We start from the raw sequence: 21,067 nt of genomic DNA on the forward strand, positions 1-21,067 counted from the left end.
GTCATCTAGATGACTCACCGGCATCACGCTCATCAGCATTACCGCCGCCGCTCAGCACCCCGTCCCCGACCGCGCTGGTGGCGGCCGGAGAGACCGCGAGCCGTCAATCCGCCGCAGAGCTACCACGACCTCGTTCCAGGCCACCATCACCATCGCCGCGCTACCCCAATGGTGGTGAACCTTTGAGGACACTGCCTAGAGAGGTGCGAGCCGGAAGCCGACCCCACGGACCGCGTGGATGGTCGCGGCGGCGTCGAGCCGGGCGAGCTTGCGGCGTACCCGACGCACGACCGAGTGCATGTCGGACCCGCGGCCCAGGTGCCGGTTGCCCCAGACCTCGAGGTGCAGCCGCTCGTACGTCCAGACCTGCCCGGGAGCGTCGACGAGGCAGATCAGCACGTCGTGTTCCAGCCGGGTCAGGTCGATCTCCTGGTCGCGCCAGCGCAGCACGCGGCGGTCGGAGTCGACGCTCAGGTCGGGCGGCGGCTGTGGGCGCCGCGCCACCTCCGCCCGTGCGGGCGGGGCCGGGGGAGGTACGACGGGGGGCAGGTCGCCCACCCCGAGGAACTCCCGTGCCTGCTCGACACTGGAGACGATCAGGAAGGCGTCGCTGCCGCCGAGCAGCCGTGCCAACTGTCGGCGCTCGGCCGGTGACGACGCGATGCCGATGACGAGTGGAGCGACCGAAACGCCGTGCATTGCCCAACCCCTTCCGGTTCCCCACGAACACTCCGGATGGTTTTCGCACCGCCGAGAATCATCGATCGGCGTCTTGATCTTAGTGACGGCTCGTCTCGGCCAGGTAAAACATAGTTGCATGTAAGCATGTGAATGAAGGCTCACGTCTGGGCGGCGCGGGCGGCAGGGCGTTCGCGGGGGAGGATCGCCCGGGTTTTTCCGGTACGAGCGTCGGTTGTGACAGAACCAAGACAATCCACGGACAGCCCCCGGATCTGGCGGGCCGAGCATGGTCGCATGTCCCACGCATCGTCGTACTCCATCGGTCGCTCGTCGGTGCCGCCGCCACCGGCGCCGTCGCCTGGCCCGGCGCGCGCGCTGGCCGCCGGCCGGCCCGCCGCGCCACCGGCTCTCCGGCTGCTCGCGGCGGGCGTCTGTTGCCTGCTCGCGCTGTGTCTGGTCGGCGTGGTCTTCGTGTGGACCCAGCCCGGTCAGTGGGTCGACGGGCTGCTGCTGCCGCGCGCCGAGCGGGGCGGGGGTTACGAGCAGCCTGGCGGCCTGTTCGGTCCGGCCACGGTCGTCCTGCGGCACTTCGGTCAGCCGGCGCCGCTGGCCGTCCTGCTCAGCGCCGTGCTGGTGGTGGGCCTGCTCGGCCGTCGGCTGCTGCCCGGCGTCGTGGGCGTCGGCATGGTGCTCACCGCCGTGCTGGCGGCCGGCGTGGCGAAGTCGGCGCTGCCCCGCCCGGACCTTGCGGTGCCGAATTCGACCACCCACAACAGCTTCCCCAGTGGTCACGTCGCGGTGGCGACGGCCCTGGCGCTGGCGTTCCTGCTGGCGGCGCCGGGCGCGGCCCGACGGTGGCTGGTGGTGCCCGGCGCGGCCGGTGTCTCGGTGATCGGCGCGGCCACCATGATCGCGGGATGGCACCGGTTCAGCGACGTGCTCGGGGGCGTCCTGCTGAGCATGGCGCTGTTCTGCCTGGCGGCGGCCGCGTTGGCGGCCCGGTCCGGCAGCGACGCGCTCCGTCCGCCCGGCGGGCCGCCCTCCGGGCGGGTCCGGCGTGCTCTCGTCGAGGGCGCGCTGGGGCTGGTCGTGCTGGTCTGGGCGGTTCGGGTGCTGGTTCCCGGTCTGGCCGCCGAACTGCGCTGGGGACCGGTCCTGGCCGTCCTGCTGGCGACCGCGTCGACGATGCTCGCGGTGGGCGTGGCGGCGTTCCTGATCCGGTCGGTGGAGTTCGTCGGATCGGCGCGAGGCATCGACAAATATGAACAATCTGCGTGATGGGATACTTGACGGCATGCCCCAGGTCCTGCTGATCGAAGATCACCAGACGGTCCGCGACGGACTGCAGTTGGCGCTCACCCGGCAGGGCCACACCGTGGTCGCCGTGGCGACCGGTGAACAGGGGCTGGAGCGACTGCGGACGACCGCCTCCGACGTGGTGGTCCTCGACATCATGCTGCCCGGTATGGACGGGTTCGAGGTGTGCCGTCGCATTCGCCAGGACGGTGACCTGCCCATCATCATGCTCACCGCGCGCAACGACGACATGGACGTGGTGGCGGGCCTGGAGGCGGGCGCCGACGACTACGTGGTCAAGCCGGTACAGGCCCGGGTGCTCGAGGCGCGCATCCGCGCGGTGCTGCGACGCACCGGCGGCGACTCACGACGGCCCGGCGCGGATCGGCCCGGGCTGCACCGGCACGGCGCCCTGACCATCGACCGTGCCGCGCTGGTGGTCACCAAGCACGGCGTGCCGGTCGGCCTGGCCCCGACCGAACTGCGTCTGCTGCTCGAACTCTCGCACACGCCGGGCCAGGTGCTCAGCCGCCAACAACTGCTGGAGGCCGTCTGGGAGCACGGCTACCTCGGCGACTCGCGGTTGGTGGACGCCTGCGTCCAGCGGCTCCGCGCCAAGATCGAGGACGAGCCCTCGACGCCGGTCTACATCCAGACGGTACGCGGCTTCGGATATCGGTTCGGGCCGCTGTGACCCCCTGGCACCGGGCCCGCGCCATGGCGTTGGGCCTGCGCACCCGGCTGCTCCTGGCGTTCGCCCTGCTGGGCGTGACCACCACGGCGGTGGTGGCCAGCGGCAGCTACTTCCAGGCGCGGACGGTCATCCTCCAGCAGGCGCAGGACGCGGCGGTGGCCTCGCTGACCGACCAGCTCTCGAAGGTGTACCCGGTGCTGAGCCTGCCGCCCGGCCAGGAGGAGATGGACCTGTTGGCGGGGAGGCTCTCCGACCGGGACAGCTACGCCGTCGTGCACTACCGGGAGCGCTGGTCGTCGAGCGTCGAGGGTGTCGACCAGCTCACCCCGCAGCTGCGACAGGAGGTGGCGCGCGGTCAGATCGCCTGGCAACGCGTCGACCGTGGCGGACATCCGGTGCTGCTCATCGGCACACAGCTCCGGCTCGACCGGTCCGACGGCACGAGCGTGGCGTCCGGAGTGGAGGTCTACTCGGTGCGCAGCCTCGCCTCCGAGCAGCAGAGCATCGACCGGCTCGCCACCCTCGCGTGGGTGACCGGCGGGCTCTCGCTGATCCTCGCGGTCCTGCTGGCCCTGCTGGCCGCCCAGGGGGTGCTGCGGCCGGTACGCGAGCTGGGTCGCGCGGCCCGCCGGCTCGGTGAGGGAGACCTGTCCACCCGGCTGACCGTCCGGGGCGTCGACGAGCTTGCCGACGTCACGCGCACCTTCAACGACACCGCCGCGACCATCGAGCGTCAGGTCGGTGAGCTGCGGCGGATGGAGGCCGACGCGCGGCGCTTCGTGGCCGACGTGTCCCACGAACTCCGTACGCCGCTGGCGGCCATGACGGCGGTCACCGACGTGCTCGACGAGGAGGCGGACCGGCTGCCGGGAGACGCCGGCCGCGCCGCGCGGCTGGTCAGTCAGGAGACGCAGAGCCTCACCCAGCTCGTCAACGACCTCATCGAGGTCAGCCGGTTCGACTCCGGCACCGCCCGGCTCGCCCTCGACGACGTCGACGTCGCCGCGGCGGTCACCGCGACGCTGCGGCTGCGCGGGTGGGCCGACCGGGTACGGGCGGACCTGCCGTCCGGTGTCGTCGCCCGACTCGACCCCCGGCGGCTCGACGTCATCGTCGCCAACCTGGTCGGCAACGCCTTCCGGCACGGCACGGAGCCGGTGTCCGTCCGTCTTGCCGCCGAACCCGACTGGTTCACGATCGAGGTCACCGACCAGGGACCGGGGTTGGACCCGGAGGTGCTGCCGCACGTGTTCGACCGCTTCTACAAGGCGGACACCGCCCGGACCCGCTCCGAGGGCAGCGGCCTCGGACTCGCCATCGCGTGGGAGAACGCGCGCCTGCACCGGCACGCCGGGCAGTCGGGGAGCCTGGTGGCGGGCAACCACCCGCCGGGCGGGGCGGTGTTCACGCTCCGTCTGCCCCGGGTGGCCGCCGAGACCGTACACGCCAGAGGCGTACGGACAGCCGCGGACGCCGGAGGCGTACGGTGAGCCGCCGTCGCGGAGCCCGGGCGCTGCTCGGGGTCGCGCTCCTGGTCGCGCTGCTCACGGCGGGCTGTGGAGTCCGGCCCAGCGACGTCATCACGGGCCGCTCCGCGGTGAGCGGCCCGTTCACCGGTAGGGGCCTCTACCTGATTTCGGACGGCGAACTGGCGCTTGTCGTCCGGCCGGTGAAGAACGTGCCCGGGCCACCGCTGGAGACACTCGTGCTGCTCGTGTCCGGTCCCACCGAGGCCGAGCGGAGCGCGGGGCTCACCAGCGAGGTGCCGGCCGACGCCGCGCCGGTGAGCATGACACCGAGCACCGACGAGCCCGGCATCACGGTGCGGTTCAAGGGCGCCGTGCTGCCGCTGTCCACCCTCGCGGCCAATCAGATCATCTGCACCGTGGCGCTCGCCGGCCAGCAGCCCACTTCCGCCCCGGTCACCCTCGTCGGCTCGGACGGCACCCGGCCGCCCTGGTCCTGCCCCATCGAGTGACCGGGGCGACGCCGCTCACACCAGGTCGACCGCCCGTTCCGGTCGGAGCAGCCCCGGGGAGAGGACCCGACTCCGGTCGGTGAGCGTGCCGGCGATCAGGATGTCGAGCAGGGCGGGGAACTCGATGCCCGCCCGCTGCCAGATCTGCGGGAACTGCGACTCGGCGGTGAAGCCGGGGAACGTGTTGACCTCGTTCACGATGGGCTCGGCGCCCTCGTGGGGGAGGAAGAAGTCGACCCGCAGCAGCCCCCGGCAGTCGAGGGCCTCGAAGGCGCGGACGGCCCGGTCCTGGAGCACCTCGGTGGTGGCCGGGTCCAGCTGGGCCGGGATCTGGAAGACCGCCCCGCCGTCGTACTTCGCGTCGTAGTCGAAGAAGCCCGCGCCGCTGACCCGGATCTCCAGTGGCGGACCGGCCTGCACCCGTCCGTCGGGGTGCTGCAGGACGGCGACGTCGATCTCCCGGCCGTGCGCGCCCTGTTCGACGAGCACCTTCGGGTCGACCTCCCGGGCCTGCGCGAGCGCGGCGGGCAGCGCCGACCACTCCGTGACCCGGACCACGCCCAGGCTGGACCCCGCCCGCGCCGGCTTCACGAAGACCGGCAGTCCCAGCCGCTGCTGGTCGGCCGGCGACAGGGTCTCCCCGTGCCGCAGGGTCACACCCGGGCTGACCCGCAGGCCCTCCGCGGCGAGCAGCCGCTTGGTGACGCCCTTGTCCATGCCCGCCGCGCTGGCGAACACCCCGTTGCCGACGTACGGCACGCCGAGCCATTCCAGCAGCGACGCGACCGTGCCGTCCTCGCCGTACGGGCCGTGCAGGGCCGGGAACACCACGTCCTGGGCGCGCAGCACCCGCAACGCCTGCGGCAGGCCCATCGGACGACCGTCCACGTGCCAGCCTCCGTCGGTGTCGATGAGCACCTCGGTGACCTGGTACCGCTCCCGGTCCAGACCGGCGAGGATGGCGGCCCCCGAGCGCCGCGACACCTCGTGTTCGCCGCTTCGTCCGCCGTACAGCACTGCCAGTCGCGTCAACATGCGACGTCCGCCCTTTCGTGGAGATGGACGCGGCCCACCCGCGCCCCGATTCCGGTCAAGATCTCGTGCGGGTTGGTGCCGGCCCAGCGCGCCCACTCGGTGACGGCCGGCGCGTCGTCGTCGCGTCCCCTGCCGATCACGACGACCGGGTCGCCGATCCGCACCGCCAGGTCACCCACGTCGACCACGCACTGGTCCATGGCGATTCGCCCGACCACCGGGCAGCGCCGGCCGCCGAGCCAGACCTCGGCCCGGCCCTCGGTCGCGCGGGGCAGCCCGTCGGCGTAGCCGAGCGGCAACAGTGCCAGCGTCGTCGGGGCGGCGGTCACGTGCTCCGGCCCGTACGAGACGCCGGTGCCGGCCGGCACCCGCTTCACGTTCACCACGGTCGTGCGCAGCGTCAGGGCGGCGTGCAGCCCGAACGCCCCCGGACCGACCGCGCCGAACGGGTCGACGCCGTAGAGGGCCAGCCCGATCCGGCAGAGGTCGAAGCGGGTCCGGGGCGCGGACAGTGCCGCCGCCGAGTTGGCCAGGTGGACCAGGTCGGGGTCCAGGCCGGCGGTCCGGGCGACGCGCAGCGCCTCGGCGAACGTCCGCACCTGACCGTCCAGCGCGGGCGCGCCCGGTACGTCCGCGTCGGCGAGGTGGGACCACACACCCCGTACCCGGACCGTGCCCTCGACCTCGTACTTGCGGGCCCAGGCCACCAGGTCGGGCCAGTCGTCGCGGCCGGCGCCGTTGCGGGTGAGGCCCGTGTCGACCTTGAGCTGCGCTGTCGCGGGCACGCCGACCCGCAGGGCCGCGTCGGCGAGCGCGTGCAGGTGGGTGATCGTCGAGACGCCCACGTCGACGCCCGCGAGGATCAACCCGGTGAAGTCGTCGTCCGGGCGGTGCAGCCAGCTCAACGTGGGCGCGGTGATGCCCGCGGCGCGCAGGGCCAGGGCCTCGGCCGCCGAGGTCACGCCCAACCAGGTGGCGCCGGCGCGCAGCGCGGCCCGGGCGACCGGCGCCGCGCCATGCCCGAACCCGTCGGCCTTCACCACCGCCATCAGCTCCGTGCCGGTGGCGGCGGCGAGCGTCCGTACGTTGTCGGCGATCGCCCCGAGGTCGACCACCGCCTCGGCCAACGCGCTCATCCGGCGACCGCCTCGCGACGCGTCCCGGGGAGCGCGAACAGCCACCGGCCGCGCGCCGCCAGCAGCGCGCGGTGCACGCCCAGGCTCAGCCCGGCGACGAGCGCGGTCAGCAGGATCGGGTAGCCCAGCACGATCAGGCCCTGGGCGCCCGCGTCCAGCTCGGAGACCGGGGCGGCCAGCAGGCGGTGCAGCAGCGCCAGCAGCGGCATGTGGATGACGTAGATGGGTAACGTGACGCGTCCGAGCGCGGCCAGTCGGTCGCCGAGAGCGGGCCACCGGACCAGCCGGGCGGCGGCGGTGACGCCGAAGGCCACCGCGACGACGGAGACCGCCGGCCAGACGCCGAACCACCGTTGCGCGCCGGCCGCCGCCATCACGGCGAGCGCGAGGGCGTACGCCCCGCCGGTCAGCGCCAGTCGACGCCGGGTGGCGGTGGCGGCCCACCGCTGGATGTGCGGCCGCAGGTAGAGGCCGGCCAGGAAGAAGACCAGGTTCGCATAGAGGCCGCCCCGGTTGCCCGGCGTGGCCAGCAGGCCGGCGGCGGTCACGGCGGACAACACCGCGGCGGGTACGACGACCAGCGACCGGGGCAGCCGGCGGGTCGCCTTGGCGAGCGTGAAGTAGAGCGCCAGGGCGTACAGGTACCAGAGGTTGGAGGGTGTGACGGTCAGCTGTGCCAGCAGACCGAGGGCGGACGTGGCCCGGTCGGTCGGGAAGTCCGGCGTCACGGCCAGGACCGCCGTGTGGATGAGCAGCCAGAGGGCGTACAGGTAGAAGAAGCCCGCGATGCGGCCCCGGGCGACGGCGCGCCAGGGCCGCTGCACGGCGTTGGCCGCGAAGAGGCCGCTGATGGTGAAGAAGAGCGGCATGCGCAGCGGCAGCAACTGCTCACCCAGCGTGCCCCACAGGCCCGGCACGGGTACCCCCACGTGCCAGTCGATCTGCAGGTAGTCCTTGACGACGACGTGCCATCCGACGACGAGGACGATGCACACGCCCTTCGCGGCGTCGGCCCACTGCACCCGCTGCGGTCCGCCGGTGTCGGCCTGCCGCCGGTGACGGAACCGGACGCGCGCGTCGGGGTCGTACCCGCCCGGTCGTGGCTCGGTGAGAGACAGCTCTTGGATCACCCAGCAGAAGGTGCCAGCGGGATATCCGCGCCTGATCCTCGGATTGTCATGATCCGGTAATGGACTCCGTCAGTTCGTCGGAGCGGGACCACCACCATCGTGCCGACGACGCGTTGGGAACCCGGGGAGCGCTACTAGGCTCGATCGCGGAGGTGCCGAACATGAAGCTCGGTCTGCACTACTGGAACTTTTCGACTCCCGCCGATCCGGCGGCCATCGCGCCGACCCTCAGCGAGGCGGCGACCATCGCCGAACAGGCCGGAGTGGCCTCGTTCACGGTCATGGACCACTTCTTCCAGATGGAGGCGCTGGCGCCGGCCGAGGAGCCGATGCTGGAGGCGTACACCACGTTGGGTTACGTCGCGGCGCAGACCCGGCGGATGACGCTGGGTGTACTGGTCACCGGTGTGATGTACCGCTATCCGGGGCTGCTGGCCAAGACCGTGACGACCCTCGACGTGCTCTCCGGCGGCCGGGCCCGGCTCGGCATCGGGGCGTCCTGGTACGAGCGGGAGCAGCGGGGACTGGGCGTGCCCGTGGTGCCGGTCGCCGAGCGGTTCGAGCGACTGGAGGAGACGCTGCGGATCTGCAAGCAGATGTGGAGTGACGACGACGGGCCGTTCGACGGGCGGCACTACCAGCTCACGGAGACGATCAACTCGCCGCGGCCGCTGCGCCGTCCGCATCCGCCCATCATGATCGGCGGCAGCGGCGAGAAGAAGACACTGCTGCTGGTCGCCAGGTACGCCGACGCCTGCAACCTGTTCGGCACGGGCGCCGAGGGGATCGCGCACAAGCTGGACGTGCTGCGCGGGCACTGCGCCGCCGAGGGCCGCGACTACGACAGCATCGAGAAAACCGTGCTGGCCAGCAAGCCGCCGCTGGAGGATCTCGACGCGTTCCTCGCCGAGGTGTCCGATTACGCCGCGCTCGGCGTCACCGAGGTGCAGGTCACGCCGGACCGGCACCCCGTGGAGTTCGCCCGGCGGCTCGGCGACGAGGTGCTGCCGCGGCTGGCCGACATCGGCTGAGTCGGGCGCGGTCGTGATCGACACCAGTTCAGCGAAGTAGGGGCATCTGCCGGCCCGGTTACCGCCAGATGGGCGATGTCGCGTCGATCAAGCCCCGTCCACGACGACGAGGGCCGCCCGCCCGCCGAAGCGGAGGGACGGCCCTCGTCGACGTCGGATCAACCGACCGAGGCGGGGAACCTGTCCCAGACCCGGTGCGCGGCCATCAGCCGCCGCACCCCGGTCAGCGCCTCGACGCCGGAGCCGGCGGCCACGATGCCGGGGGTGCCGGCCACCCCGGCCTGCTCCAGCACGCTGACACCGGCGCCCCACGCGCCGATCGCCTTGGCGTGCCGCCAGCACTCCTCGACGAGGAGCAGCACGCGCGGGTCGACGGTCGCCGCGTCCGGCCGACCGGCCTTGGCGTCGCGGGCGGGCAGCGCGTCGGGCGCGGGCACCGGGGCCCCGGCCAGCAGGAGCGCGTCGAACTCGACTGACCGGCCGGTGGCGAAGGTCCGCTGGACCGTCAGGTCGCCCACCAGGCCACCGTGTGGGGCGATCAGCAGCGGCACCATGCCGGCGTCGAAGACGGCCCGGCGGACCTCGTCGACGTCGTTCAGGTCACCGTCGGGGTCGACGACGATCCCGACAGTGCGACCGTCGGCCGGCCACTCCCCGCCGACCTGCGACAGGGCCGGGCTCGGCGTGACGTCGACGGGCGTCACCGTGGGCTGCGGCGCGGGCAGCCCCAGGCCGGTGGCCACCTGCTCGCACAGCACCGGGTCGATGTTGGCGAGGCACCGCAGCTGGCGTTCCTTGATCGCCTGGTGGTAGCACTTGCCCAGCTCGAAGGTGTACGCCCGGATGATGTGCTCCCGCTCGACCGGCGACATGCTCAGCCAGAACAGTCGTACCTGGCTGTAGTGGTCGTCGAACGACGCGGGGCTCGCGCGGACCTTGGGCGCCTGCGCCACCGTCACCGGCACGTCGACGAAGGCGTGCTCGGCGTCCCCGGCTTCGAAGGGGTTGCCGCCGTCGAGGGAGTTCGGCCGGTACGGCGCCACCCCGGCGTGCACGGCGTGCTGGTGGAAGCCGTCACGCAGCATGTCGTTGACCGCCGCGTGCGGACGGTTGATCGGGATCTGCGTGAAGTTCGGCCCGCCGAGGCGGGTGAGCTGCGTGTCGACGTACGAGAAGAGTCGCCCCTGCAGCAGCGGATCGTTCGTGACGTCGATGCCCGGCGGCAGGTGGCCGAGGTGGAAGGCGACCTGCTCGGTCTCGGCGAAGAAGTTCGTCGGCGTCCGGTTGAGGACCAGCCGGCCGACCGGCTGCACCTGCGCCAACTCCTCCGGGACGATCTTGGTGGCGTCGAGCAGGTCGATGCCGGCGAAGGTCTCCTCGGGAGTGTCGGGGAAGACCTGGATGCCGAGTTCCCACTCGGGGAACGCGCCCGCCTCGATCGCGTCGTAGAGGTCCCGACGGTGGAAGTCGGGGTCGATGCCGCCGAGCATCTGCGCCTCCTCCCAGGTCAGGGAGTGCACGCCGAGCTTCGGCTTCCAGTGGAACTTGACCAGCACCGTCTCCCCGGCCTCGTTGACCAGGCGGAAGGTGTGTACGCCGAAGCCCTCCATGGTCCGGTACGAGCGCGGGATGCCCCGGTCGGACATGTTCCAGATGGTGTGGTGCTGCGCCTCGGTGTGCAGCGACACGAAGTCCCAGAACGTGTCGTGCGCGCTCTGCGCCTGGGGGATCTCCCGGTCCGGGTGCGGCTTCGCCGCGTGGATGATGTCGGGAAACTTGATGGCGTCCTGGATGAAGAAGACCGGCATGTTGTTGCCGACCAGGTCGAAGGTGCCCTCGTCGGTGTAGAACTTGGTGGCGAAGCCCCGGGTGTCCCGGACGGTGTCGGCCGAGCCGCGCGATCCGAGGACGGTGGAGAACCGGACGAAGACCTCCGTCTCCCGACCCTTCTTCAGGAAGCCGGCCCTCGTGACCGCCTCGGCGGTGCCGTACGCGGTGAACACCCCGTGCGCGCCCGCGCCCCGCGCGTGCACCACGCGCTCCGGGATGCGCTCGTGGTCGAAGTGCGTGATCTTCTCGCGTAGGTGGTGGTCCTGGAGCAGGACCGGTCCCCGGGGGCCGGCCTTGAGCGAGTGGTCGGTGTCGCGCAGCCGGGCCCCGTTCGCCGTGGTGAGGTACGCCCCCTGCTGGCCGTTCGCGGTCGTCGGCGCGCCGGTCTCGACGCCGGTGGGCGTACGCGTCTGCGGCGCGCCCTGTTCGGTCTTGGGCGGCAGCGGATCGTGCGGCGAGGTCGGCTCCTCGACGGTGGGCGGCGCGCTGCCAGGTGCGCCCGGCACGTCCGGGGTGAGGGCGTCGGCGATCTTATCGGAGGCGGTCTTAACGACGTTCTTGACCGCCTCGGCGGGCTTGCTGGAATCCACTGGGCGAACCTCTCGCTGGAGCGTTTGGGCTGGCCCCTGCACCCCTACCCCTGCCTTGAGGGGCGAAACGCACGATAAATCCGGGACTGGTGATTTCACCGATGCGCCGCCCGACCCGGGCAAATGACACTGACGAACGTCGATATTCCTCGACTCTAGGGAGTGCCCGACGTGTCGTCACCAACCACCACCCGTCCCCGTTCCCTGCCCGCCCGAGCCGCCCGGCTCGCGCTGGCCGCCACCCTGCTCGTCGCCGGTGTCCTCGTCGGACCGACGGGTGCCGCACAGGCGGCCGGCCCCTACGACCGGGGTCCCGACCCGACCACCGCGATCCTGGAGGCCAGCCGTGGCCCCTTCGCCACCGCGTCGCAGAGCGTGTCCGCGCTGAGCGTCACCGGCTTCGGCGGCGGGGTCATCTACTACCCGACCAGCACCAGCGAGGGCACCTTCGGCGCCGTCGCCATCTCACCCGGCTACACCGCCGCCTGGTCCAGCATCAGCTGGCTCGGCCCACGGATCGCCTCGCACGGCTTCGTGGTGATCGGCATCGAGACCAACACCCGGCTCGACCAGCCGGACAGCCGGGGCCGGCAGTTGCTCGCCGCGCTGGACTACCTCACCCAGCGCAGCTCGGTGCGGAGCCGGATCGACAGCAGCCGGCTCGCGGTGGCCGGCCACTCGATGGGCGGCGGAGGCAGCCTGGAGGCGGCCTCGTCCCGACCGTCGTTGCAGGCCGCGGTGCCCCTCGCGCCCTGGAACACGGACAAGAGCTGGTCCGAGCTGCGCGTGCCGACGCTGATCATCGGTGGCGAGAGCGACACCGTCGCGCCGGTCGCCACGCACTCGGTCCCGTTCTACAACAGCATTCCGTCCTCGGCCGAGAAGGCCTACCTGGAGTTGAACGGGGCCAGCCACTTCTTCCCGCAGACGGTCAACACCCCGACGGCGCGGCAGATGGTGGCCTGGCTCAAGCGGTTCGTCGACGACGACACCCGCTACGAGCAGTTCCTCTGCCCTGGCCCCACCGGGTCGCAGATCGAGGAGTACCGCAACACCTGCCCGAGCGCCTGAGCGCGCGCCTCCGGGACGGTCGCCCCACGGCGGCCGTCCCGGCCGTTCGGGCGTATCGAGGGGTCTTGACGCGATCACCGAGAAACGTACACTGCGAGTGTAAATAACACCCGCCACGGCAAAGGGATGGGTGCATGGAGCGCGGCCTCGAACTGCACGACATCGGCGTCCGTTTCGGCGGCCTCACCGCCCTCGACCACGTCTCGCTCCGGGTGCCACCCTCCCGGGTGGTCGGCGTGATCGGGCCCAACGGCGCCGGCAAGACCACCCTGTTCAACGTGGTCTGCGGCTTCGTCACACCGCAGACGGGTTCGCTCACCCTCGACGGTCGACCGCTGCGCCCCCAACCCCACCGGCTGACCCGCCTCGGCATCGCCCGAACCCTCCAGGGGACCGGGCTCTTCGCGGGGCTCAGTGTGGTGGAGAACGTGATGGCCGGCGCATCCCACACCGCCCGTGCGGGTTTCGCGGCGGCGCTGTTCGGGTTGCCCCGCAGCGACCGCGACGAGCGCCGGCTGCGCCGACACGCCCTGGACGTCCTCGACGAGCTGGGCATCGCCGAGCACGCCGAGGCCGCGCCGGGCACGCTTCCTTTCGCCGTACGCCAGCGGGTCGCCCTGGCCCGCGCGCTCGCCGCGCGACCGCGGCTGCTGCTGCTCGACGAACCCGCCGGCGGCCTCGGCGCGGACGACATCGCCGAGCTGGCGGACCTGATCCGGCGGCTGCCCCGGCGGGACGTCGACCCGTGCGCGGTGCTGCTCGTCGAGCACCACATGGACCTGGTGATGAACGTCTGCGACGAGATCGTGGTCCTCGACTTCGGCCGGGTGATCGCCACCGGGCCGCCGGACGAGATCCGCGACGACACGGCGGTCACCGACGCCTACCTCGGGGCCCTCGTCGAGGAGCCCACACCATGAGCGCGCCGGATCTGCTCGTGGTCCGGGGGCTGGTGGCCGGTTACGGGGCCGCGCCGGTGCTGCGGGCCGTCGACCTCACCGTGCCGGCCGGCACCATCGCCGCCGTCGTCGGCGCCAACGGCGCCGGCAAGACGACGCTGCTGCGGGCGCTCTCTGGGATGATCCGGCCGGCCGCCGGCCAGGTCGTCCTCGCCGGGGAGGACCTGCGGGGTACGCCGGTGGAACAGCTCGTACGGCGCGGGATGGCGCACGTCCCGGAGGGTCGGGGCGTGATCGGCGAGCTGACGGTCGATGAGAACCTGCGGCTCGGTGGGCTGTGGCGACGCGACCGGGCGGACGCCGGCCGCGCCCTCGACGAGGTCTACGAGCTGTTCGAGCCCCTCGCGCGGCGTCGTCGTCACCTCGGCCACCAGCTCTCCGGAGGCGAACGGCAGATGCTCGCGCTCGGCCGGGCGCTGGTCGGGCGGCCGCGCCTGCTGCTGCTGGACGAGCCGTCGCTGGGCCTGGCGCCCCGGGTGGTCGCCCGGATCATGGCCCTGCTGCGCCAGTTGCGCGACCGGACCGGCCTGACCGTGCTGCTGGTCGAGCAGAACGTGCGCAGCGCGCTCGCCGTCGCCGACCAGGGCGTCGTGATGTCCCTCGGCCAGGTGGTGATCGCCGCCCCGGCGGCGACGCTGCGCGACGACGTCGACCTGCGCCACGCGTACCTCGGTTTCTGACCAACACCGGATGTCCCTGGAGGGAGAACAGTTGGACCGCTTCGTCTTCCTCACCGTCGACGGTCTGTCCCGGGGCGCGGTGTACGCCGCGTTCGCGCTCGCGCTGGTGCTCATCTGGCGGGCCGCGCGGGTCGTGAACTTCGCCCAGGGCGCGATGGCCGTCGCCGCCGCGTACGTCGCGTACTCGGTGTCCGCCGCGACGGGCGTCTACTGGCTCGGCTTCGTCGTCGCGATCGTCGCCGGCCTGCTGCTCGGCGCGCTGGTGGACCGGGTCGTGATGCGGCACGTGGACCACGCGTCACCGCTCAACCCGGTCATCGTCGCGCTCGGTCTGGTGCTGCTGATCCAGGCGGTGCTGGGCATGGTGTACGGCAACGAGTTCCGCCCCGCCGAGGTCCCGTTCAGCCGGTCCGCCCTCACCGTCGGCGGGATCGCCGTGCTGTCGCCGTACGACCTGTTCGTCTTCGCCACGATCGCCGTGGTGGTCAGCGGGCTGGGCTGGATGTTCGCCCGTACCTCGATCGGGTTGCGGATGCGCGCGGCGGCGTTCGCGCCGGAGGTCTCCCGACTGCTCGGGGTGAACGTCGGCGGCATGTTGACGCTCGGCTGGGCGTTGGCCTCGGGCGTGGGCGCGCTCGCCGCGATGCTGGTCATCCCCACCGAGCTGGGCCTGCACCCGCACGCCATGGACCTGGTGTTCGTCTCGGCGTTCACCGCGGCGGTGGTGGGTGGGCTGGACAGTCCACCGGGGGCGGTCGTCGGCGGCCTCGCGGTGGGGCTGCTGCTCTCCTACGTGAGCGGGTACGCCGGCAGCGACCTCACCCCGCTGGCGGTGCTCGTCCTGCTGCTGGCGGTGCTGCTGGTGCGGCCCGGCGGGCTGTTCGCCCCGGTCGCGGCGAGGCGGGTGTGAGCGCGACCCGGGCGGTCCTGCCGCCGAAGCGCCGGCCGGCCGACGCCGGTGACCGTCCGCCCGAGCCGCGACGGGGCTCCACCCTGCTGCGGCACCTGGCCGTGGCGCTCGCCGTGGGGGCGCTGCTGGTGGCGGTCAGCTACGCCGTCGAGCCGTTCCGCAACTTCCAGCTCGCCACGATCGCGGCGTACCTCTGCGCCACCGCCGGGTTGACCGTCCTCACCGGGCTCAACGGGCAGCTGTCGTTGGGGCACGGGGCGTTGATGGCGACCGGGGCGTACACGGTGGCGCTGTGCCAGAACGCGTTCCTGGACCGGGGGTGGACCGGCGGCTGGTTGTTGGCGCTGTCGCTGCTCGCGGCGGTGCTGGGCACGGTCGTGGTCGGCGCGGTGGTCGGTGTGGCGGCGGCCCGGCTGCGCGGCCCCTACCTGGCCGGGGTGACGCTCGCCGTGGCCGTCGTCGTGCCGGCGTTGGCCGTCACCTTCGACGGCGTCCTGGGCGGTGAGCAGGGGCTGTCGGTGCCGGTGGAGCCGCCGCCGCTGGCGCTCGGCCCGTACTTCCCGTACGAGCGGTGGCAGCTCTGGGTCTGCGGCGCCGCCACGCTGCTGGCGCTGCTGCTGCTGGCGAACCTGGTCCGCAGCCGGTACGGGCGGACCTTCCGGGCCGTTCGCGACGACGAGGTGGCGGCCCGACTGGCGGGCATCCACGTGGCCCGTACCCAGGTTCTCGCGTTCGTGGTCAGCGCCGCGACCGCGGGGCTCGGCGGTGGCCTGCTCGCGGTGCTGGCGCAGAGCGTGTCACCTGGGGCGTTCTCGCTGACGCTGTCGCTGTTCCTGCTGATGGCCGTGGTCATCGGCGGTCTCGGTCGCCTCGCCGGCGCGCTCTGGGGGGCCGTGCTGCTGGTCGCCCTGCCCGATCTCACCCATTCCGTGACCGAGCTGCTCACCCTCTCGCCAGCGGTGGCGCAGCGACTGGAGGGCAACCTTCCGCTGGCGATCTTCGGCATCACGTTGATCGTCGTGATGATCGCCGCGCCCGGCGGCGTGCAGGGTCTGCTGGCCCGCCTCGGTCGGGCGCTGCTGGCCCGCTGGCCGGCGCGACGTTCCTGAGCTGTCCCCGGCCCGGCCTCCGCCGGGCGCTCCACCCACCACACCGCTCCCACCCAACCGGACCGAGAAAGGTCGGTGTCTCCCATGCACCCTACGGCGCGACGCGGTCTCGCGATCGCCAGCTCCATCGTTCTGCTCATCGCCGCCGCTGGCTGTGGCGGCGACGACGGTCCCGCCTCCGGCGGGAGGTCGGTGCCGGGGGTCACCGACACCGAGATCGTCGTCGGCACCCACATGCCGCTCACCGGGCCGGCCTCGGCCGGCTACTCCAAGATCGCGCCGGCGACGAAGGCGTACTTCGACTACGTCAACGCCAACGGCGGCGTGCACGGCCGGAAGATCACCTACAAGGTCATGGACGACGGCTACAACCCCGCGAACACCCAGCAGGTGGTACGCCAGCTCGTGTTGCAGGACAAGGTCTTCGCCATCCTCAACGGCCTCGGCACGCCGACCCACAGCGGCGTGCTCGACTTCCTCAAGAGCAACCGGGTGCCGGACCTCTTCGTCGCCTCCGGCAGCCGGAGCTGGGACCAGCCCGACACCTATCCCGGCACGTTCGGCTTCAACCCGGACTACACCGTCGAGGGCAAGATCCTCGCCAACTACGCGAAGTCGAACCTGGCCGGCCAGAAGGTCTGCTTCCTCGGTCAGGACGACGACTTCGGCCGCGACAGCCTGGCCGGCGTGGAGAAGGTCCTCGGCGCTCAGGCGGTGGCGGTCAAGCAGACGTACGTCACCAGCAACACCAACGTCGCCCCGCAGATCGGCGCGTTCAAGGCGGCCGGCTGTCAGGTCGTCGTGCTGGCGACCGTGCCCGGCTTCACCGCGCTGTCCATCGGCACCGCCGCGCGGTTGGGCTTCAAGCCACAGTGGCTGGTGTCCAACGTCGGCGCCGACCAGCCGACCCTGGCCAAGCAGCTCGGCGCGGCCGCGCCGCTGTTGGAGGGCATGGTCGGCACCAACTACCTGCCGATGCAGAACGACACCGCGAACCCGTGGATCCAGCTCTTCACGAAGATCAACAAGTCGCACAACGGGGACGCGCCGTTCGACGGCAACACCGTCTACGGCATGTCCGTCGGCTACCTGTTCGTGCAGGTGCTGCTCGCCGCCGGCAAGGACGTCACCCGTGAGAAGGTCGTCGACGCGGTCGAGAAGGGTGGCTTCCAGGGGCCCGGTCTCGCGCCGTTGCGCTTCGCCGCCGACGACCACTCCGGCTACGGCGGGCAGCGGTTGAGCCGGGTGAGCGGGGGAGTCCAGAGCTACTTCGGGCCCACCTACGAGACCGACGAGCGCGACGGGCCGGTCAAGGAGTACACGGCCGCGCCGGTCGCGCCGCCCGCGAACGGGGTGCCGACCGCCTCCTGACCCGCGGCATCTGGTCGTACGGCCCGGGGGTGACCACGTCCGGGCCGTACGACCCTGCGCGGGGGTGCGCGGCGGTCACCGCTGGCGGGCGTTGACCGATACCGAACAGCTCTCATACTATTTGCACCGTGAATGCAATCCGGCCGGCCCGGATGACGCCGCCCACGCGTACGCGCAGTGTCCCGATCATCGCCTGTCTAGACTCGTCGCAGAGCCGGACGACACCGTGGCGGTGAGAGGGCGGGGGCGGATGAACAGGGTCGAGACGCCGGCGCGGGTCGACGGACGGACGGCCCGTGCCGAACGCACCCGGGCGGCCATCGTCGAGGCGCACCTGGCGCTCATCACCGAGGGCGACCTGCGGCCCACCGGCGAGCGGATCGCCGAACGGGCCGGCATCTCGCTGCGGACGCTCTGGACCAACTTCAAGGACATGGAGACGCTCTTCGAGGCCAGTGGCGCGGAGGTGCTGCGGCAGCAGGACGCCGCCTACCGGCCGATCTCGACGACATTGCCGCTGGCCAAGCGGGTCGACGCGTACTGCCGGCAACGGGCGCGACTGCTCCAGCTCATCGCGCCGTCGGCACGGGCCGCGCAGATGCGCGAGCCGGTCTCCGAGCAGTTGCGCCGCAACCGCGTCAAGCACGTCGACCGGGTCCGCGACGAGGTCGAGCAGCTCTTCGCCGCCGAGTTGGCGCGCGCCGGGCGCGAGCGCGGCCAACTGCTCAACGCGGTGGTGGCGGCGAGCATGTGGCCGGCCTGGTCGATGTTGCGCTACGGCCTCGGTCTGGGGGTGGACGCGGCCCGCGCGGTGATGACCCGGACGGTGGGCGCGCTGTTGGCCGAGGTCGCGGCCGACTGATCCCGGCCTGTCCTCTTTCCATCCGCTTCCGGATGAGTGACACTGAGACGCATGGTTGCTGCATCACGAGTGCAAATAACTGTGCTGCGCGGCCGGGACGACCAGTGCGCGGCCGTCCGGAGCCTGCTGGATGACGTCACCGACGGTGGCGGCGCTCTGCTGCTGCACGGCGAGCCGGGGTCGGGTCGGACCGCGCTGATCTCCTACGCGCACCGGTACGCGAAGGACTGCGCGGTCCTGGCCGCGACCGGGCTGCCAGAGGAGGCGATGCTGCCGTACGCCGGCCTGCAACGCCTGCTCGACCCGGTGCGCGACCGCGCGACCGCCCTGCCCGAGGAGCGCCGCCGCCTGCTGTACCGGGTCATGGACGGGGAGGGCTGCCCACCCGAGCGCCGGCTGGCCCTGTCGGTGGCCGTCCTCGGGCTGCTCGCCGCGACCGCCCGGGAGCGTCCGCTGCTCGCCACCATGGACGACGTGGACCGGGGCGACCCGCAGACCACGCAGGTGCTCGCGGTCGTTGCCCGCCGGCTGCGGCGGCTGCCGGTCGTCGTCCTGCTCACCGCGGACGCCACCGCCACCGTCGACGGACTCGTGACCCACCGACTGGCCCCGCTGAACGAGCGCGACTGCATCGCCGTTCTCACCGACCGACTGTCCGAGCGGCCCGCCGCTCCGGTCGCCGCCACGCTCGCCGAGGTCGGCGGCGGCAACCCGCAGGCGCTCGTGGACCTCGCCGACGTGCTCACCCCGGCGCAGTGGCGCGGGGAGGAACCGCTTCCGGCCGCGCCGCCGGCCGACGGCGCGCTGGGGCGCTCCTACCGGGCCCGTCTCGACCGGCTGCCGCCGGACACGCGCCGGATGCTGCTGCTCGCCGTGCTCGACGAGTCGGACGACGCGGCGACCCTGGTCCGCGCGGCCGACGCCGCCGGCATGGTCATCGAGGCGCTCGCCCCGGCCGAGGCCGCCGGGCTGGTCCGCGTCGATTCGGCAGGCGTCACCTTCGCCCAGCCCCTGGCCCGCACGATGGTGGCGGCCGCCGCTCCGCTCGCGCAGCGGCGGGCCGCACACCGGCTGCTCGCGGGCGTACTCGATCCGCTCGGCCAGCGGTTACGCCGGGCGATGCACCTCGCCGACGCGACCGCGGGCGCCGATCCGGCCCTCGCCGCCGAGTTGGAGCGGGCGGCGGCCGGTGGGCGCAACGGCTGGGCCGTTGCGTCGGCGGCGCTGTGCCGGGCCGCCGCGCTCAGCGACCGCCCCGACGACGCCGCCGCCCGCTTGCTCGCGGCCGCCCGCTACGCCTGGGCCGGCGGACAACCCGGCCAGGCCCGCCTGCTGCTCGACCGTCTCCGCGCGACCTGCGCGGACCCGCTCGTCGAGGGCGAGGCCGGGCTGTTGCGCGGCGAGATCGACCTGCGCTGCGACGACGCGCCCGGCGCGGCGGCCACCCTGCTGTCCGCCGCGCGGACGGTGGCCGCCGTCGACCGCGCCCGAGCCATGCAGGGGCTCGCGCGCGCCGGTGAGGCCGTCTGCTTCGCCGGCGACCAGTACCGGTACGCGGAGGTCGGCCGGCGTGCCGACGCGCTCCGTCAGCGTGACGACCCGCCGGCCGTGGAGTTGACCGGATGCCTCGTCACCGGGGTGGCGGCCACGCTACGCGGCGATCACGAGCGAGCCGGGCCCGCGCTGCGGCGGGCCGTCGTGCTGGGTGGCCGCCTCGCCGGGCCGGAGCTGACCCCGACCGCGCTCGCCTGCGCGGCGGCGGCCGGACTGGTGGTGGCCGTGGACGGCGCCGCGCACCGCCTCGCCGAACGCGCCGTCGGGTTGGCGCGCGAGCACGGCGAGCTGTCCATGCTGTCCCGCGCGTTGGAGCTGCGGGCGGTCGCCGAGTACTGGCTGGGCCGGCACGAGACGGCGGCCGAGACCTCCCGCGAAGGGCTGCGGGTGGCGCGGGCCACCGGGCAGTTCAACTGCGCCGACGTCCACCTGGGGATGCTCGCCGTGCTGGCCGCCGTACGCGCCGACCGCGAGAGCAGCCTGCGGCGGATCCGGGAGATTGGTACGACGTCGACACCGGGCAGCCGACCGCACGCGCTCGCCGGCTGGGCGCTGGCCGTGCTGGACCTCGTCGACGGTCGGCACGCCGAGGCGGCGACCCGCCTCGCGTCCCTGGCCCGGCTCGGTACCGGTCGGGGCCAGGTGCTCGTCCAGGTGATGGCCACCCCGTACCTGGTGGAGGCCGCCGCGCACCTGCCGCACCGGCCGGCGGCGACCGCCGCCCTCGCCGCCTTCGACAGGTGGGCGAGCAGCACCGCGAGCCCGCTGCGCCGGGCGCTGTCGGCCCGGTGCCACGCGCTGTTGGCGACCCGGGGCGGCGTCGAGTCCGAGCGCGAGTTCCGGACGGCGCTGCGGTTGCACCCGACGGAGGCCGGCGTGTTCGAACGGGCCCGGACCGAGCTGCTCTTCGGTCAGGACCTGCGGCGCAGCCGGCGACCACGGGACGCCCGGGAGCACCTGCACCGCGCCCGGGAGGCGTTCACCCTGCTCGGGGTCGGTCGCTGGGCCGAGCTGGCCACGGCCGAGCTGCGCGCCGCCGGGGAGTCGGGGGGGGGGGCGGGGGGGGGCGGGCCCCGCGCGGCGGGGCGGCGGGAGCGCAAGGCCGGCGCGGCGCCCGCGCGGGGGGGGGGGCGGCAGCACCGAGCGGAGC

The 21,067-nt window shown here is 73.0% G+C and carries 18 protein-coding genes; 13 read left to right on the top strand and 5 right to left on the bottom strand.

The genetic code is table 11. From position 1 onward, the window contains the following. Nucleotides 1–195: 195 nt before the first annotated feature. Nucleotides 196–699: a winged helix-turn-helix domain-containing protein gene (locus tag AB0J36_RS27630; protein ID WP_357169406.1), complete on the bottom strand. Its 504-nt coding sequence runs from the start codon at nt 697–699 to the stop codon at nt 196–198. A gap of 276 nt (nt 700–975) precedes the next feature. Here AB0J36_RS27630 and AB0J36_RS27635 point away from each other — a divergent pair, with 276 nt between their 5' ends. From AB0J36_RS27635 to AB0J36_RS27650, 4 genes are read left to right on the top strand one after another with little or no spacing between them, the layout of a single operon-like run. Further along, nucleotides 976–1,959, top strand: coding sequence for a phosphatase PAP2 family protein (locus tag AB0J36_RS27635; protein WP_363661307.1), 984 nt, complete (start codon nt 976–978; stop codon nt 1,957–1,959). Between the two features lie 16 nt (nt 1,960–1,975). Further along, entirely contained in the window at nt 1,976–2,671 is a 696-nt protein-coding gene (locus tag AB0J36_RS27640; RefSeq protein ID WP_357134681.1) for a response regulator transcription factor, read from the top strand. Then, on the top strand, nt 2,668–4,161 hold the full coding sequence (locus AB0J36_RS27645; protein WP_363661308.1) for a HAMP domain-containing sensor histidine kinase: 1,494 nt from the start codon (nt 2,668–2,670) through the stop codon (nt 4,159–4,161). The genes AB0J36_RS27640 and AB0J36_RS27645 overlap by 4 nt, the downstream gene beginning before the upstream one ends. Then, nucleotides 4,158–4,649 (top strand): hypothetical protein, encoded by a 492-nt coding sequence (locus AB0J36_RS27650; RefSeq protein WP_363661309.1) that lies wholly within the window; start codon nt 4,158–4,160, stop codon nt 4,647–4,649. The genes AB0J36_RS27645 and AB0J36_RS27650 overlap by 4 nt, the downstream gene beginning before the upstream one ends. A 15-nt stretch (nt 4,650–4,664) precedes the next feature. Here the strand turns inward: AB0J36_RS27650 and AB0J36_RS27655 are convergent, their stop codons facing one another. From AB0J36_RS27655 to AB0J36_RS27665, 3 genes are read right to left on the bottom strand one after another with little or no spacing between them, the layout of a single operon-like run. Next, the gene (locus AB0J36_RS27655) at nt 4,665–5,684 is read right to left on the bottom strand and encodes a D-alanine--D-alanine ligase family protein (RefSeq protein ID WP_357134675.1); all 1,020 of its coding nucleotides are present in this window, start codon (nt 5,682–5,684) and stop codon (nt 4,665–4,667) included. Further along, nucleotides 5,678–6,820 carry an alanine racemase gene (gene alr / locus AB0J36_RS27660; protein ID WP_363661310.1) on the bottom strand — a complete coding sequence of 381 codons (1,143 nt, stop codon included), beginning with the start codon at nt 6,818–6,820 and terminating at the stop codon, nt 5,678–5,680. Before alr ends, AB0J36_RS27655 begins: the two co-directional genes overlap by 7 nt. Further along, nucleotides 6,817–7,950: an acyltransferase family protein gene (locus AB0J36_RS27665; RefSeq protein WP_357134673.1), complete on the bottom strand. Its 1,134-nt coding sequence runs from the start codon at nt 7,948–7,950 to the stop codon at nt 6,817–6,819. The genes alr and AB0J36_RS27665 overlap by 4 nt, the downstream gene beginning before the upstream one ends. A gap of 59 nt (nt 7,951–8,009) precedes the next feature. On the opposite strand from AB0J36_RS27665, the gene AB0J36_RS27670 reads away from it, so the two are divergent. Then, nucleotides 8,010–8,981 (top strand): LLM class F420-dependent oxidoreductase, encoded by a 972-nt coding sequence (locus AB0J36_RS27670; protein ID WP_363661311.1) that lies wholly within the window; start codon nt 8,010–8,012, stop codon nt 8,979–8,981. Nucleotides 8,982–9,139: 158 nt separating this feature from the next. Here the strand turns inward: AB0J36_RS27670 and AB0J36_RS27675 are convergent, their stop codons facing one another. Continuing rightward, nucleotides 9,140–11,401: a catalase gene (locus tag AB0J36_RS27675; RefSeq protein ID WP_357134669.1), complete on the bottom strand. Its 2,262-nt coding sequence runs from the start codon at nt 11,399–11,401 to the stop codon at nt 9,140–9,142. Nucleotides 11,402–11,572: 171 nt separating this feature from the next. Here AB0J36_RS27675 and AB0J36_RS27680 point away from each other — a divergent pair, with 171 nt between their 5' ends. From AB0J36_RS27680 to AB0J36_RS27715, 8 genes are all read left to right on the top strand, one after another. Then, nucleotides 11,573–12,472 carry an alpha/beta hydrolase gene (locus AB0J36_RS27680; protein ID WP_357134667.1) on the top strand — a complete coding sequence of 300 codons (900 nt, stop codon included), beginning with the start codon at nt 11,573–11,575 and terminating at the stop codon, nt 12,470–12,472. A gap of 134 nt (nt 12,473–12,606) precedes the next feature. Further along, on the top strand, nt 12,607–13,392 hold the full coding sequence (locus AB0J36_RS27685; protein ID WP_357134665.1) for an ATP-binding cassette domain-containing protein: 786 nt from the start codon (nt 12,607–12,609) through the stop codon (nt 13,390–13,392). Beyond that, the gene (locus AB0J36_RS27690; protein WP_357134663.1) at nt 13,389–14,111 is read left to right on the top strand and encodes an ABC transporter ATP-binding protein; all 723 of its coding nucleotides are present in this window, start codon (nt 13,389–13,391) and stop codon (nt 14,109–14,111) included. The genes AB0J36_RS27685 and AB0J36_RS27690 overlap by 4 nt, the downstream gene beginning before the upstream one ends. 31 nt (nt 14,112–14,142) lie before the next feature. Further along, on the top strand, nt 14,143–15,021 hold the full coding sequence (locus AB0J36_RS27695) for a branched-chain amino acid ABC transporter permease (RefSeq protein ID WP_357392894.1): 879 nt from the start codon (nt 14,143–14,145) through the stop codon (nt 15,019–15,021). Then, nucleotides 15,018–16,130 carry a branched-chain amino acid ABC transporter permease gene (locus AB0J36_RS27700; RefSeq protein WP_363661312.1) on the top strand — a complete coding sequence of 371 codons (1,113 nt, stop codon included), beginning with the start codon at nt 15,018–15,020 and terminating at the stop codon, nt 16,128–16,130. Before AB0J36_RS27695 ends, AB0J36_RS27700 begins: the two co-directional genes overlap by 4 nt. An 84-nt stretch (nt 16,131–16,214) precedes the next feature. Continuing rightward, nucleotides 16,215–17,501 carry an ABC transporter substrate-binding protein gene (locus AB0J36_RS27705; protein WP_357134660.1) on the top strand — a complete coding sequence of 429 codons (1,287 nt, stop codon included), beginning with the start codon at nt 16,215–16,217 and terminating at the stop codon, nt 17,499–17,501. A 250-nt stretch (nt 17,502–17,751) separates the two neighbouring features. Continuing rightward, a complete protein-coding gene (locus AB0J36_RS27710; RefSeq protein WP_357134659.1) occupies nt 17,752–18,363 on the top strand; it encodes a TetR/AcrR family transcriptional regulator in 612 nt (203 codons plus the stop codon). Nucleotides 18,364–18,414: 51 nt separating this feature from the next. Beyond that, nucleotides 18,415–21,067 (top strand): AAA family ATPase (locus AB0J36_RS27715; protein ID WP_363661313.1); only part of this gene is annotated, 2,653 nt, incomplete at its 3' end.

Origin of the sequence: Micromonospora sp. NPDC049662 (genome assembly GCF_040675055.1) — a bacterium.
Taxonomy (GTDB): Bacteria; Actinomycetota; Actinomycetes; order Mycobacteriales; family Micromonosporaceae; genus Micromonospora.